The sequence below is a fragment of the Stieleria marina genome, from assembly GCA_007741555.1.
In the GTDB taxonomy this organism is placed as follows: Bacteria; Planctomycetota; Planctomycetia; order Pirellulales; family Pirellulaceae; genus K23-9.
Genome location: CP036526.1, coordinates 2524721 through 2538803 on the forward strand (window position 1 = coordinate 2524721; position 14083 = coordinate 2538803).

A 14083-nucleotide genomic window follows, 5' to 3' on the forward strand; every position below is an offset into this window, starting at 1 on the left:
ACGTGATCGCGGGCCTGCTCGAAGGAAGCCTCGCGTCGGCGTGACCGAGAATCGACGTCAGAAGATCTAATCGCCGTGATCTGCTCGGCGTCGCACCAGTGGGCATCTGACTTTTGTCAGAAAAATTCGTGGGCATCTCGATGGGGTTGAATTGTGCATCTAGTGGTCGTTTGATCATTGGGTTGGGGCGGCACGTCTGGTGAAGTTAACCGTCCGCGGTTGTCCGCCGCGCAAGATGCTGAAAGCCCGCTTCTGACGCGTCATCGCTTGCAACGGCAGTTGATTCCTTGATTGGAAACTGAATCGCAAGGCGGTGTTTCTTGGGGGACGATGGAGGGCGTTGGTTGCCTGGCAAGCTGAGTGAGGCAATCCGCAACCGTTGCGTTCGCGTTTTACTTTTGCAGCGCTTTCCCCCGCCTGGTGTGCTAGAACCTCTTTTGAAATTTTGAGGCGACAAAGTTGAACGCGCGTTTTTTGGAAGTGGATCACTCTCAATCAGGCCAGCTCGATGCCCAGCGACGGAAGTTTATCGGTTGCGAAAATTCGCAAGACCATTCTATTTTCCGTGTTGTTGGTGGGAGGGGTAGCTCTGGCCTACGACCACTTGGTTGCTAGACCGGCGGTCGCGGCCGCCTACGATCAGATCACCCAAGAGAGCCGAAAACTAAATGGCCAAGCGGGCGAAACGTTTTCGAATGACGACGTACGTAAGTTGCTTGGCAAGGAACCGGCGGAAGAGTTCCGTGACGGCCTAGAGTATGTCGAAGTCTACGACTTCTCAGGCGGTCTTCCTGGCTGTCCGCATCGACTGTACGCGGTTTTTAAGACCATCGGGTCCAGCAAGCTTTTCTATCGCCATGCGAAGTTTAAGTTTGAAAGTCGGTATGAAGTTTCGCCCATCGCAGACAGCTTCGTTCCGTTTCATACGGTCAAAGAGTACGCGGAATACGACGCGGCTCGACGTCGCTATGAAGAAGAGACGCGAGAACAGCGGGAAGAGTACTTTCGCGCTCATGGAGCAACCCAGTCGTACGATCGCGAGTTCTTTACCACGATGTTTGCTCTGCACGACTATGACGGTGATGGCGAGCTGAATCAGGATGAAATGCCGCCGTTTATTCAACAGCAAATTGTCTATTTCGATTTGGACGGCAGCCTTACCGTCTCGCTTGATGAATTGGATGAGCGGCTGACAGGTTTGAAAGCCGAATTGAGCGGACAGCAGGCAGGAGGCTTTGACGTCGAGACTGTCAATCAAAAAGAATCGGACTCAGCGACTAGCGCTCCGGCGGATGCAGAAATAGGCGTTTAGCGGGTGTCTAGCTGGCGTCGAAAGGGCGTCCAGTGGTGAGTAAATCGCGACAAAATGCTTGGGAATCGGAAAGAACCTTTCGTTTACGGATTTCGCGCCCCCTATTGCTCGTTGCTCAGCCTTGTGAGATAGCCGAGAATTGCTCGGCTGGCGGTGAGCGTCATTGGGAATTTGCCACCGGTCAATTGCTCCTTCTTTGGGGCTCCCATTCCCAGGGCTCCTAATTCCCTGTTTGGAGTGCGATCCGATGCCAGTCAAAGAAATGCCCGAAAGTCCTTCTCCTGTTTTGTCGGCAACCGACAATTCAGGTTTCAATCCAACCAACCAAAGAACAATGTCCGCTACTGATTCCGATCATGGCTTAACGATCGATGAAGATCACCAAACCGTCCGCGAGGAGAAAACGGTGTACGTCGCATCCCCGTCGATGTTTCGTAACCACCCGATAGCGTTTGTGTTGACCTGCGTGCTGTGTTTGGTGGGCGTCGGACTGCCATTTATGTTGGCGTGGTGGATCCGATCAAAATCGACCGAACTTACCGTGACTGACTTGCGCACACGGTTGCACCGTGGTTGGCTGAGTCGGTCGATCACCGAAGTCTGGCATCGCGACGTTCGCAATGTGCAGTTGCATCAGTCGTTTATCCAACGGATTTTTGATGTGGGTCGAATCGGGGTCAGTAGTGCTGGCCAAGACGGCATTGAAATCGATGTGTCAGGATTGCGAAATCCTGACCAGATCAAAGGGATCATCGACGAACACCGAGCGATTGCCAAAGACGCTTAGTAGCGATCCGGCGGCCCGTCGCTGGCGACGAAATTTGTATGCCGACTTTTAACAGCAAAAACGCAGGACGATGTTGATCGCCCTGCGTTTATCTGTGTGGTGATTTGCGTCGCTCTTTGCAGAGCCGATCGGGACTAGCCCATCAAGCTTTTCAGCATGGGCACTTTGTCCAAGATCTGTTTCATCACATCATCGCCGACTTTGTCCTGAATAAACTCCACGATCGTCGAAGCAAAACCGCCGAACTGATCGGTGTTTAGTCCGGCGGATTTCAGTGACGCGGCCATTCCCAGGGCGTCCCCTGCCTTGTCGCCCAAGAGTCCGGACGCCATGCCGGTGAGGGATCCCATCAGGCCCCCTCCATCACTGCCAGCGGCCTGTTCGCTCTCGGCTGCCACGGCAGCGTCGCTTGCACCAGGGATCGCGCCAGAGATCTTGTTGAACAGGTCTTCGCCGGCATGTTCTTTGACCATCGCCATGGCTTTGCCAGTCGCTGCGTTGGCTGTCGAAGCGTCAATTCCAAGCTTGCTGGTGAGCTGCTGAATCAATTCATCCATCTGAAAATTTCCATGTTAAGAATTAGGGCATCAAAATTACGTTTGAGTCAGTAAATCATTGCGATTTTTCAGCTGCCTGACCACCTCGGGGCAAAGTCATCGATTGGTGCCAATGTCGATTTTCGCAGGCATTTGCGAATGTTTTGCCGACGGGCGTTTCGTGGCGGTCGAAGTCGACCGACGGAGGTCGAAGCGCTGGGCATTCTGGCTTGGCGAATTCCTTGCATGAGTGGCGTCAGATCTCCAGGAAAATGCATTCCTGCGCTGCCTATTTTGCCTAGGTTGATGCGTACCGCAGAGAGTCGTAAGAAAATATCGTTTTGAACATGTTTTCCACTTTTGAGACAGTTGCATCGTGGTGATGCGTGTAAGGTGCTGACACCAAATGGTTTACGGATAAAAACGCAGTCGGGCGTTTCGCTGTGACGAGTTGTCGATCGTGACGTAAGTGTCGCTCTTCAAGGGACTTAAGCGTCGGCGAGGTTATGATTGACACGGCCAAAGTAAATCATAAGATTCCCCCGGTTCACCCACATGTAGTTAGTTGCGGCAAACAACTTACTACCGGTAGTGCTTTCAATACAGATTCACTCAATTCGCGTCCTGGAGCATTCAATGAGGAATGCCAGTGACCCACCGAGGATCTGGGACAGCAATCCGAGCGTGAGCAACCGTACACATTTCTTCAGTTAAAATTGGTTGGTTGAGCCGTTTCGCGAGGACCGCGAACAATAACTTGACGGCACGATCAATCGCACGGATGACCCAAGGAGTCTCTCAAGCATGGCTACCGTATTGCCTTCTTCCACTGCCACCGATTTGTCCAACGACCCTGCGATTGAACGAGTCAACTCTCAACAGGGCGTCGACTACGCGTCCTCCCAATTCGGGACCCGCCTACGCGGCGACCGAGCCGGATTGAAGATCGATCCGACTTTTTGTCCTGCCGACGGACGTACCCCCTTTGCGACCACCGAATGGGATTTACGAAGCGCTGCGATCAAAGATGAAAGCGGCAACGCTTTGTTTGAACAGCACGACTGCGAAGTCCCGTCGGATTGGAGCCAATTGGCGACCAATGTCGTCGTTTCAAAGTACTTTTACGGCGATCCGAACAACGAAGGCGAACGCGAAAAGAGTGTTCGCCAGCTGATCCACCGCGTCACGCGGACGTTGACTGACTGGGGTCTCCAGGACGGCTACTTTGATACCCCCGAAGACGGCGAAAACTTCTACCGCGACCTGACCTGGTTGTGCCTGCATCAGCACGGTGCGTTCAATAGCCCGGTTTGGTTCAATGTCGGTCTGCACGCTCAATACGGCGTCGTCGGATCGAAATGCAACTGGTACTGGGACCAGGAAACGCAATCGACCGCTCAGCCGGACAACCCTTACGAATACCCGCAGGGGTCGGCCTGTTTCATCCAGTCGGTGGATGACAACATGGAAGACATCATGCGGTTGGCTTGCAGCGAAGCGATGTTGTTCAAGTTCGGCTCCGGAACGGGCACCGACCTGTCGACCATCCGGTCACAGCGCGAGCGTCTCTCGGGCGGCGGAACTCCGTCTGGCCCATTGTCGTTCATGCGTGTCTATGACTCGATCGCTGGTGTGGTCAAAAGCGGCGGCAAGACTCGTCGTGCTGCCAAGATGCAATCGCTTAAAGTTTGGCACCCGGATATTCTTGAGTTCATCGAGTGCAAATGGGCCGAAGAAAAGAAAGCTCACGCTCTGATTCGTGAAGGCTACGAGTCGAACTTCAACGGTGAAGCTTACAGCAGTGTCTGCTTCCAAAACGCTAACCTTTCAGTGCGTTTGACCGACGACTACATGGCTTCGGTTCGCGACAACCAACGTTTTCAGACTTGTTGGATCAGCGACAAACTGACCGAGCCAGCCCCCGAGTATGATGCTCGCGAATTGTTGAACAAAATGGCTGAGTGTGCTTGGCACTGCGGTGACCCCGGCGTCCAGTACGACACGACGATCAACAAGTGGCACACTTGCCCTAACAGCGGTGCAATCAACGCGTCGAACCCATGTAGCGAATACATGTTCTTGGACGATACGGCCTGCAACTTGGCATCCATCAACTTGATGAAATTCTTGCAAGCCGATGGTTCGTTCAATGTTGAACGTTTTCGTGCTGCATCGCGATTGTATTTCATCGCTCAAGAGATTTTGGTCGATCACGCTAGTTATCCTACCGAGCCGATCGCTCGCAATTCACACGCTTACCGACCACTGGGCCTTGGCTACAGTAACTTGGGTAGCGTTGTGATGACCGGTGGCATGGCTTACGACTCCGATGCTGCTCGGGGTCTTTGCGGATCGCTGACCGCCTTGCTGCACGGCGAAGCCAACCGCACCAGTGCGGAATTGGCCAGTGTCGTCGGCACGTTTGACGGCTACAGCGAAAACGAAAAGTCGATGCTGAACGTCATGCAAATGCACCGCTCAGCTTGCGAAGAAATCAACGACAGCGGTCCACCAGAACTGAAGGAAGCGGCTCGCAAGTTGTGGGACGATGTTCTGCAAATCGGCGAGAAGTATGGTTTCCGCAACGCTCAGGCGACTGTGCTGGCACCGACCGGTACGATCAGTTTCATGATGGACTGTGATACGACCGGCATCGAGCCTGACATCGCGCTTGTGAAGTACAAGCAACTTGCTGGTGGCGGGATGCTAAAGATCGTTAACCAAACGGTTCGATTGGGACTGCAAAAACTGAATTACTCGCAGCCCGAAATCGACGTCATCCTGAAGTTCGTCGACGAAAATGACACGATCGAAGGTGCACCAGGATTGAATCCCGAGCACTTGTCGGTCTTTGATTGTGCGTTTCAACCAGCCAACGGTGTCCGCAGTATCGCCTGGCAAGCTCACATCACGATGATGGCGGCCGCGCAGCCGTTCTTGTCCGGTGCGATCAGCAAGACGGTCAACATGCCAAACGATGTTACTCCCAAGGACATCGCCGACGCTTACTTCTGGGGTTGGGAACTGGGGCTCAAAGCGATCGCGATCTACCGCGATGGCAGCAAGCAGTCGCAGCCACTGAACACGAAGAGCGAAGAGGGCGAGGACAGCAGTGCAGCGGCAGCAGGCACGGTCAAAACGGTCGAGAAGATCGTCTACAAGCCTCGCCGCGAACGGTTGCCTGACACGCGTCAGAGTTTGACCCACAAGTTCACGATCGCTGGTCACGAAGGTTACTTGTGCGTCGGACTTTATCCTGACGGTCGACCGGGTGAAATTTTCATCACGATGGCCAAAGAAGGGTCAACCATCGGCGGCATCATGGACAGCTTCGGCACGGCATTGTCGATCGCTCTTCAGTACGGCGTGCCAGTGGAAGTCTTGGTCAACAAGTTCAGCCACACTCGGTTCGAGCCGATGGGACATACGTCGAACAAGGACATTCGCATTGCCAAGAGTGTCGTGGATTACATCGCACGCTGGTTGGGGCTGACTTTTATGAGCGGCCATGATGGCGTTTCGATGAAGCAGGATACGACCAGCAGCGGTAACGGGCCCGACGTCGCGACGACCAACGGCAATGTCGGTAGCCCCGTGATGGATGGTTTGAAAGCCGACGCCGGAGCGGCTGTCGCATTGGCCGAACGTGCGACATTGTTGGCAAGTTTCACCGAGCCAAAAAACGGTGACTCCAGCGGTCACACCAACGGCAATGGCCAGGGCAAAGAGTCCGGTCGCGGTGATCAGTTTGCACGCTTCCAAATGGATGCTCCCTCCTGTGACAATTGCGGGAGCATCACAGTACGAAACGGTAACTGCTACCTCTGCCACAACTGCGGTGCCAGCATGGGTTGCAGCTAAGAAATCTGCTATCCATTGAAAAACCAAACGCCACCCAATTTGGGTGGCGTTTTTTATTGGGTCACGACGTTGATTCAATCGCGTCGCGTTTGTCGTTCAACTGCGACAGCCCATTGCAACGGCAGCCGCTGTGGGCAGCCTAATTGGCCGGCTGAAACGGAGCCGAGGGTGCCATGATGCTCTGTCCAGATGCGTCATGCAGCTGAACGGATTGTTGCGTTTGGCCGGTTGGCTGTGAATGAATGCTTGGCTGCGAATGAATCGTTGTCTGCGACGGCATCGAGTACGACGAGTGAGACTGCGGATAGACCTGCGATGGCGACGGCACCACGTTGGCTTGCATGTAGTCAATCAACCGCTCGCTGACGCCTTGTTGGTGCAGGCCAATGATGTCGTTGACCGATAGAGCGTGGCTCATTCCGTTGAGCTGGATTTGTGCTGCGACCATCGATTCGGTCAATCCACTTCGTAGCATGTTTAGCACGTCGACCTGCGTCATCGGATGCGCAACTTGGCTGACGGGCGGTGCAACCGGAACAGGAACCGGCACGATGATCGGTGCAGGTTGCGGATACACAGGTTGTGGATAGATAGGGTAATGGTGCGGCGGTTGCGGGTGGGTGTAGCGTGGCGGGTTATGATAGTGCTGCGAATGTTCGATGCGGCTATCTTTGTTTGCTCCAATGTTGCTCCCGATCACGGCACCGGTGACTCCTCCGATCGCAGCTCCCACGCCCTCGCGATTATTTCGATCACCAATTGCCGCGCCAATGGCGGCTCCGGCTAGTCCACCGATGATGGTGCCGCGACGCCGATGGCGGTTGAACTGTGCGCTGGCGGTGCTGGCGACAAAGCAAACAAGCAAAGCGGCCATTACGATTCGTTTACACACAGCAACCACCTTTTGGTCAAAAGAACTAGCAATACATCGACTGTTCAATGATGACTCGCTCTTTAAGGTGTTGCGGATTAAAAAAGCCTTTCCGAATCCGGCTTCTAGAGCGACGGTAGCCATTGGTCGGTTCGTAGCGATTTTGCGGATGCCATTTCGAGACGCGTGTATCATGGCGAGTGTTCGATGGCGACCGTTGGCCAATTCACTGAGCGAGAATTTTCATGACTGATCAACCAAATCCTCCCGGCAACATTTCTTGGGTTGACCTCACCGTTGGTGGCGAGAGTAACGCAGAAGAGGTCAGAGATTTCTATCAGCAAGTTGTCGGTTGGACCCACGAGCCGGTCGACATGGGAGACTATCAGGATTTCTGCATGCAATCGTCGGATGGGCAGGTCGTCGCGGGGATCTGTCACGCACAGGGTGCCAACGCGGATCTACCGACCACGTGGCTGGTCTATATCACCGTTGCCGACATCCAGGCATCGATCGCCAAATGCCAAGCGTCCGGCGGCCAAGTCGTGAAGCCCATCGCAAAAGTTGGCGGGGGGCAATTTGCTGTTTTGAAAGATCCAGCTGGGGCGGTGTTTGCGGTCTACCAAGCGGTCAGCTAGCTGATCGCCTTGCCGCGGTTGCGTCGCAGTTGTCCACAGGCCGCATCAATCTCGCCGCCTTTGCGCTGTCGGAATTTGACGTTGATGCCGCCCGCTTCTAGCACTTCGCGAAAACTAGCGATCGCCTGTTTGTTTGGCGTTTGGTAGGGCAGCCCATCGACAGGGTTGTAAGGGATCACGTTGAGCATCACGTTGCGATGACGGAGGATCGAAACAAGTTCTTTGGCGTTGTCGTCGGAATCGTTAAGGCCGCCCAGCAATACATATTCAAACGTCAGGCGTCGGCCATTGGCTTCAAAGTACCGGTCCGCTGCATCCAGAACGGCATCGATACCAATGTTTTTGTTGACGGGCACCAATTGAGTTCGCAGATCGTCATTGGGTGCGTGCAGGCTGACGGCCAAGTTGTAAGGCACGCCACTGTCCGCCAGGCGGTCGATCGCCGGCGGCAGTCCTACGGTGCTGATCGTGATCCGCCGCGGGCTGATGCCAAGTCCTTCGGGGGATTTTGCCACGGACAGTGCGCCCAGGACGCGATCCAGATTCGCCAAGGGTTCTCCCATGCCCATCATGACGATGTGGCTCAGTCGTTCGTCTGCTGACAAGCGGGCCTGCAGGCGAAGCATTTGTTCCAGGATCTCGCCTCGCGTCAGGTTGCGGTCGACACCGTCCAATCCGCTTGCGCAAAAGACACAGCCCATTGCGCAGCCGACTTGGCTACTGACACAGATACTGCGTCGAATCCCATCACGCAGCAACACACATTCGACTTCGCCACCGTCGGGCAGTCGCACCAGCAGTTTTTCGGTTCCATCGCTGGACGAAACGGCTTCGCTTTCGCTGGCGGCATAAATCACAAACGATGCTTCCAGCAATTCGCGCAGCGGTTGCGGCAAATTCGTCATCTGCTGAAAGTCGGTCGCCCGCTGTTGGTAGACCCAGTTCTGAACTTGCTTGGCCCGAAAACCGGGGTGTCCGTTCTCTTTCAACCAAATCTGAAGGTCGTCGGTATCCAAGTCCAAAAGATGACGACGCGTGTCCCCGGTAGGGGATTCGCTGGAGGTCGAATTCGGCTGGACAACGGGAAGGTTCACGGCAGGTTGTGTCGGCAAAAGAAGTGCGATGCGGTAAGTTAACGCTGAAGGTCGGGAGTCTTGTCGATGCGGCAGCGACTCTCGAATAAATCTCGCGAGAAACAGTCGTCGTTAAAACCTATCGAAAGTGTACCCACAGAATGTCTTTACCCGAAGTCAACAAAGATGCCGCTTTGGACCGTTTCTTGGCGATCACGCAGATTCCCGGCCGTAGCGGCGAGGAAGCGGACGTCGCCAAGGCGATTGAACAGCTATTTCTGAGTGCGGGCGTCGATGCAGCCAATATCCGTTACGACGGCGCTGAAACGCGGACGGCTCTGGCTGGGAACTGCGGCAATTTGATTGTGACGCTGCCAGGCAGTGGCAAAGGCCCGCGTACGCTGCTGTCTGCTCACATGGACACGGTGCCGATTTGTGTGGGAGCAAAGCCGGTGGTCGATGGCGATGAAGTCAAAAGCAGTGCCCCGACAGGCTTGGGAGCCGACGACCGCAGCGGATGCACGGCGATCGCCACCGCCGCGATCGAACGACTGCAGCGGGGGGACGAGAATTTTCCGCCGGCGGTGATTGCGTTTATCGTGCAGGAAGAAATCGGGTTGCACGGCGCACGAAACTTGGACGTCAGCTGCGTTGGGCACGTCGATCGTGCGTTTAACTTCGATGGCGGCACGCTGGAGAAAGTCACCAAGGGCGCGATTGGCGGGGAACGAATGACGATCAAACTGGCTGGCATTCCATCGCACGCGGGCGTGGCACCCGAAAAAGGCGCCAGCGCGATCGTGATGGCGGCCAAAGCGATCGCCGATCTGGACGCTCGCGGATGGCTGGGGAAAGTCGAACAAGATGGCGGTGTCGGTACGTCAAACGTCGGTGTGATAAACGGTGGTGAAGCAACGAACGTCGTCACCCCGGAAGTCACGCTTCGAGCCGAAGCTCGTAGCCACGACGCGGCGATGCGAACCAAGATCGTCGCCGAAATTCGCGCCGCATTCGAACAGGCTGCCGCATCTGTCGCCAACGATCAGGGGTATGCCGGCACCTGCGAATTTTCGTCCAACGTGGACTACGAAGCGTTTTCGTTGGCGGACGATCATCCTTCGATCGCCGCCGCCATGCACGCATTGCGAGTGGTCGGACGCGAACCGTATGTCGACATTGCAAACGGCGGATTGGATGCCAACTGGCTTTTCCGCCACGGGATCGAAGCCGTTACGCTTGGCTGCGGCCAGCGCAACATTCATACCGCCGACGAGAGACTGAACATCGCGGACTACTTGGATGCGTGTGCGGCCGCGACTTGGTTGATCACCGACGGAGCAAACGGCGATGAATGATGACGATCACGTCTGTTTGTGTTTCCACGTTACCCGTCACAAGGTAATGCAGTTTATCCGTGCGGAGAGACCCAAGAAGGCCAGTCAGTTGTCGGAGTGTTACGGAGCAGGAACGGGCTGCGGTTGGTGCCGGCCGTTCTTGGAAAAAATGATGCAAGAGTCCGACCCTGCCGAAGCCGAACTCCCCGAAGCAAGTGTCTATGCCAAAGAGCGAGCCACCTACCGACAGAAATGACCTTTGTCGATGGCGGCATTTTCTGTGTTGCATTTCCTGTTTTGTGAAAGCGGCTCGTCTGTTTTCGAACTTCACGCTGACGCTCCTTCGTTTCATCCCATCGCACGGTGCTTGTTCGATAAGATCTTATGATGCTTGCCAACGCCATTGCCGAAACGCCTGATGCTGTCCCGGCCGTTGCCCCGGCTGCTGTTTTGATCACGAATGATGCCGTCGTCCTTGGCATTTTGATGGCGATTCTAGGGCTGGTTTTCTGGACCGCCAGTTCGTCGCATCGTTTTTGGAAAACGTTTTACGCCGTCTTTCCGATGCTGTTGCTGTGTTACTTTCTGCCTTCGCTGCTGACGTTTGCCAAGTTGGTCGATCCAGAGCAATCGAAGCTCTATTTTATGGCCAGCCGATATCTACTGCCTGCCAGTTTGGTGTTGTTGACGATCAGCGTTGATCTGCGCGAAATTTTGAAGCTTGGTCCCAAAGCCATCGTGATGTTTTTGACGGGCACCGTTGGTGTGGTGTTGGGCGGTCCGTTAGCGATATTGATCGTCGGTTCGGTACGGCCAGATTTGGTGGGCGGAGAAGATGCCGAAGCGGTTTGGCGAGGACTGTCGACCGTCGCGGGCAGCTGGATTGGCGGCGGTGCGAATCAAGCCGCGATGAAAGAAGTGTTTGGTCCCAGCGATTCACTGTACAGCGTTATGGTCGCCGTCGACGTGATCGTGGCAGAGATCTGGATGATGTTTTTGCTGATGGGTGTCGGCAAAGCGGATTGGATTGATGCCAAGTTAAAAGCGGACGCGAGCAGCGTGCGACGTCTGCAAGAGCAGATGGAGGAATTCAGTGAACGAGTTGCCAAAGTCCCGACTGCGACCGACCTCTTTGTGTTGCTGGGCGTGGCATTTGGTGTCACCGCGGTCAGTCACGCTGGCGGAGAGTTTTTGGCACGATGGATCGAAGCGAATCTTCCTTGGCTCAATCAGTTCAGCTTGAACTCGACGTTTTTCTGGCTGATTGTGTTGGCGACCACCGCTGGTGTCCTGTTGTCATTTACCAAAGCGCGCCAATTGGAAGGCGTTGGCGCATCGAAGATCGGTACCGTGTTTATCTTTGTCTTGGTCGCCACGATTGGGTTGAAGATGGACATTCGCGCGATCGCAAGCCACCCGGGGTTGTTCGCGGTGGGTGGCATTTGGATGGCGATTCACGTGGCGTTGATGATCGCGATGGCGTGGCTGATTCGCGCGCCGTACTTTTTTCTGGCCGTAGGCAGCAAGGCAAACATCGGCGGTGCAGCTAGCGCGCCGGTCGTTGCGGCTGCGTTTCATCCGTCGCTCGCACCGGTGGGAGTGCTGTTGGCTGTCCTGGGTTACGCCGTGGGGACGTACGGGGCGTACATTTGCGCGATCATGATGCAAGCGGTCTCGGCTACCTAGAATTGGCTTGCCGCGTGCTGCTGGCTTTTGTGTTTGTTGGGGCGCTGATTCAGTGCAACGCTTCCGTTGTCAGTGCTTCGCGAACCGTCCATCCCGATTCGAGCCGAGAGCGAAGTGCGGCAGGCGAAAGATCGACCTCGCGTGCCCACGCGGTTAGCGTTTGCGTTCGGCCTCTAAAACGAATGAGGTGCGAATTGGATTTCTGTTGAACGACATTGTCGCGGTGGACCCAGTGAACGTTCGAGGGTTTCCAGGCGGAAGTCGTTACCTTGCGTGATAGCTGATGATCTTTGGACGGCTTTGGGCCCACATCTTTGCGAAAGTTTTCGTACGATTGCCAGCGTTTGCATACGTTGTCGCTCTGGCGAACCTTTTCCCAGGCTCGGTATTCCGGCGAACCCCATTGGCCATGCGTGGTTGAGCGAACACCCAGGTCGGCATGACGACATTGGACGCACTGCGTCGACGTACCGCTGCGCAGATTGCAGCGGTAATAGTCAGCCACCGTTCCGCAGTCACACTGGCACTTCCACATCGGTGCAGATTCGCGATAGCCCGCGAAACCCAGCACCGTGAGTCGCCCGTATTGATGGCCTGTTAGATCAATGCGAATGCTCTTTGGGACCGGGATTGTTTTCACCTTCTTGGTGCTGCTTGGCTTGGGCATGTCATTCAGTTTAGTTGGTAAGGAAACACTCGCGTTTTTGCTTGGCGGCAACCCTGTCGATCGTGCTGTCGATGCCCCGTTGATGTCCTTGGCAATTCGCTTGCTGCGACACGTTGCGTTTCAGAAAGCTAGGCACACCAGATGTTCGGGCCTGTCGTATTGTAAATCACATGCCGGTATTCGTCACATGCACGGTCGATTGTGGTGGACCAGACAGCACTTTTCGTTAGCCATGTTGCGGGGCTGCGGTAAATCAGGCAGCTTATGCCATCGACCGCCCCTTTGCTTTTGAACACCAGTTTTGATGAACACACACTCTCAGCAATCTTCGGCGACGTTATCGGATTGGCTGGGGCTGATTCGGTTTAGTCATACGATTTTTGCATTGCCGTTTGCGGCACTCGCAACGGTGATGGCGTTTACTGCTCCGTTGCCTAGCGGCATTTCTCCGACATTTCGTTGGCAAGATATCGCGGGCGTTTTGTTGTGCATGGTGTTTGCGCGAAGTGCGGCGATGGCGTTCAATCGGTTGGTCGACCACAAGATCGATGCGGCAAACCCGCGAACTGAAAAACGGCATTTGCCAGCCGGTGTGCTTTCAAGGCAGAGTGTTTGGGTGTTTACTGTTTTGTGCAGCCTGGGATTTGTCGCTAGCACCGCGATCTTTTTGCCAAATTGGCTGCCATTGGCTGGTGCGATTCCCGTGTTGTTGTTTTTGTGCGGCTACTCATTAGCGAAGCGGTTCACGTCGGCGGCGCACTTGTGGCTGGGCGTTGCTCTGTCGCTTTCGCCGCTCTGTGCTTGGGTCGCGATTCGTGGCACGGAGTCGGTCGCCAATCCGGTGGATCTGTTGATTCCGTTTGTTTTGGCAGTCTCGGTTGCTGCCTGGGTGACGGGATTCGATATCATCTATGCATGCCAAGATGCCAGTTACGATGCCAAAGTCGGCTTGCACAGCGTGCCCGCCAAATTTGGAATTGCAGGAGCCCTGCGAATTGCGGCAGCGTCGCACGTCGTCATGTTGTTGGCATTGGTGTTGTTAGCGGTTGTCGGCGATAGGGCGGGATTGGGCTGGGTTTTCTGGCTGTTGCTGCTGTTTGTCGCGGGATTAGTGATTCGGCAGCATTCTTTGGTGCGCCCAGACGATTTGGACCGAGTCAATCAGGCCTTTTTCGATACCAACGCGGCGATTAGTTTGTCACTGTTGGTGGTCGGCGCAATTGACTGTTTTTGGGTCTAGCCCCAAGTTGCTTGCCGCGATCGTTCGCGGTTCTGTTAATGGGCCACGAAGCTCAACTTCTGATTCGAAATAGATGCT

The 14083-nt window shown here is 55.1% G+C and carries 12 protein-coding genes; 8 read left to right on the top strand and 4 right to left on the bottom strand.

Annotated elements, in window-relative coordinates; all coding sequences use genetic code 11:
- The first annotated feature begins 508 nt into the window (after positions 1 to 508).
- Positions 509 to 1312, top strand: a complete 804-nt coding sequence (locus tag K239x_RS08710) for an EF-hand domain-containing protein (protein ID WP_145417447.1) — start codon at positions 509 to 511, stop codon at positions 1310 to 1312.
- Positions 1313 to 1559: 247 nt separating this feature from the next.
- Complete coding sequence (locus K239x_RS08715; protein WP_145417448.1) at positions 1560 to 2099, top strand: PH domain-containing protein; 540 nt, start codon at positions 1560 to 1562, stop codon at positions 2097 to 2099.
- A gap of 134 nt (positions 2100 to 2233) precedes the next feature.
- On the opposite strand, the gene K239x_RS08720 is transcribed toward K239x_RS08715, so the two are convergent.
- Positions 2234 to 2656 (bottom strand): DUF2780 domain-containing protein, encoded by a 423-nt coding sequence (locus tag K239x_RS08720; RefSeq protein WP_145417449.1) that lies wholly within the window; start codon positions 2654 to 2656, stop codon positions 2234 to 2236.
- 783 nt (positions 2657 to 3439) lie between these two features.
- Between K239x_RS08720 and K239x_RS08725 the strand changes: the two genes are divergently transcribed.
- On the top strand, positions 3440 to 6496 hold the full coding sequence (locus K239x_RS08725; protein ID WP_145417450.1) for a vitamin B12-dependent ribonucleotide reductase: 3057 nt from the start codon (positions 3440 to 3442) through the stop codon (positions 6494 to 6496).
- 139 nt (positions 6497 to 6635) lie between these two features.
- On the opposite strand, the gene K239x_RS08730 is transcribed toward K239x_RS08725, so the two are convergent.
- Positions 6636 to 7370, bottom strand: coding sequence for a glycine zipper 2TM domain-containing protein (locus K239x_RS08730; protein WP_419189843.1), 735 nt, complete (start codon positions 7368 to 7370; stop codon positions 6636 to 6638).
- Between the two features lie 242 nt (positions 7371 to 7612).
- Here K239x_RS08730 and K239x_RS08735 point away from each other — a divergent pair, with 242 nt between their 5' ends.
- Entirely contained in the window at positions 7613 to 8005 is a 393-nt protein-coding gene (locus tag K239x_RS08735; RefSeq protein WP_145417452.1) for a VOC family protein, read from the top strand.
- Here K239x_RS08735 and rlmN read toward each other — a convergent pair.
- The gene (gene rlmN / locus K239x_RS08740) at positions 8002 to 9099 is read right to left on the bottom strand and encodes a dual-specificity RNA methyltransferase RlmN (protein ID WP_145417453.1); all 1098 of its coding nucleotides are present in this window, start codon (positions 9097 to 9099) and stop codon (positions 8002 to 8004) included. The genes K239x_RS08735 and rlmN overlap by 4 nt on opposite strands.
- 140 nt (positions 9100 to 9239) lie before the next feature.
- On the opposite strand from rlmN, the gene K239x_RS08745 reads away from it, so the two are divergent.
- The 3 genes from K239x_RS08745 to K239x_RS08755 all read left to right on the top strand — a co-directional run bounded on the left by K239x_RS08745 (position 9240) and on the right by K239x_RS08755 (position 12098).
- A complete protein-coding gene (locus tag K239x_RS08745; RefSeq protein WP_145417454.1) occupies positions 9240 to 10433 on the top strand; it encodes a M20/M25/M40 family metallo-hydrolase in 1194 nt (397 codons plus the stop codon).
- The gene (locus K239x_RS08750) at positions 10426 to 10668 is read left to right on the top strand and encodes a (2Fe-2S)-binding protein (RefSeq protein ID WP_145417455.1); all 243 of its coding nucleotides are present in this window, start codon (positions 10426 to 10428) and stop codon (positions 10666 to 10668) included. The genes K239x_RS08745 and K239x_RS08750 overlap by 8 nt, the downstream gene beginning before the upstream one ends.
- Positions 10669 to 10796: 128 nt before the next feature.
- Positions 10797 to 12098, top strand: a complete 1302-nt coding sequence (locus tag K239x_RS08755) for a DUF819 family protein (RefSeq protein WP_473163574.1) — start codon at positions 10797 to 10799, stop codon at positions 12096 to 12098.
- Between the two features lie 49 nt (positions 12099 to 12147).
- On the opposite strand, the gene K239x_RS08760 is transcribed toward K239x_RS08755, so the two are convergent.
- Positions 12148 to 12765: a hypothetical protein gene (locus tag K239x_RS08760; RefSeq protein WP_145417456.1), complete on the bottom strand. Its 618-nt coding sequence runs from the start codon at positions 12763 to 12765 to the stop codon at positions 12148 to 12150.
- 304 nt (positions 12766 to 13069) lie between these two features.
- Here K239x_RS08760 and K239x_RS08765 point away from each other — a divergent pair, with 304 nt between their 5' ends.
- The gene (locus K239x_RS08765; protein ID WP_145417457.1) at positions 13070 to 14005 is read left to right on the top strand and encodes a 4-hydroxybenzoate octaprenyltransferase; all 936 of its coding nucleotides are present in this window, start codon (positions 13070 to 13072) and stop codon (positions 14003 to 14005) included.
- Positions 14006 to 14083 lie beyond the last annotated feature (78 nt).